The sequence below is a fragment of the Photobacterium andalusiense genome (assembly GCF_900185625.1).
GTDB classification, from domain to species: domain Bacteria; phylum Pseudomonadota; class Gammaproteobacteria; order Enterobacterales; family Vibrionaceae; genus Photobacterium; species Photobacterium aquimaris.
Map to the genome: position 1 here is coordinate 1 of NZ_FYAJ01000065.1, position 540 is coordinate 540.

1 rRNA gene is annotated in these 540 nt (G+C 53.1%); it reads left to right on the plus strand.

The annotated features are described in order from the left end of the window. A 16S ribosomal RNA gene (locus PAND9192_RS20470) occupies positions 1 to 540 on the plus strand; the annotation flags it as partial.

A 540-nucleotide genomic window follows, 5' to 3' on the forward strand; every position in this document is an offset into this window, starting at 1 on the left:
AGCGTTTGACGTTAGCAACAGAAGAAGCACCGGCTAACTCCGTGCCAGCAGCCGCGGTAATACGGAGGGTGCGAGCGTTAATCGGAATTACTGGGCGTAAAGCGCATGCAGGCGGTCTGTTAAGCAAGATGTGAAAGCCCGGGGCTCAACCTCGGAACAGCATTTTGAACTGGCAGACTAGAGTCTTGTAGAGGGGGGTAGAATTTCAGGTGTAGCGGTGAAATGCGTAGAGATCTGAAGGAATACCGGTGGCGAAGGCGGCCCCCTGGACAAAGACTGACGCTCAGATGCGAAAGCGTGGGGAGCAAACAGGATTAGATACCCTGGTAGTCCACGCCGTAAACGATGTCTACTTGAAGGTTGTGGCCTTGAGCCGTGGCTTTCGGAGCTAACGCGTTAAGTAGACCGCCTGGGGAGTACGGTCGCAAGATTAAAACTCAAATGAATTGACGGGGGCCCGCACAAGCGGTGGAGCATGTGGTTTAATTCGATGCAACGCGAAGAACCTTACCTACTCTTGACATCCAGAGAATTCGCTAG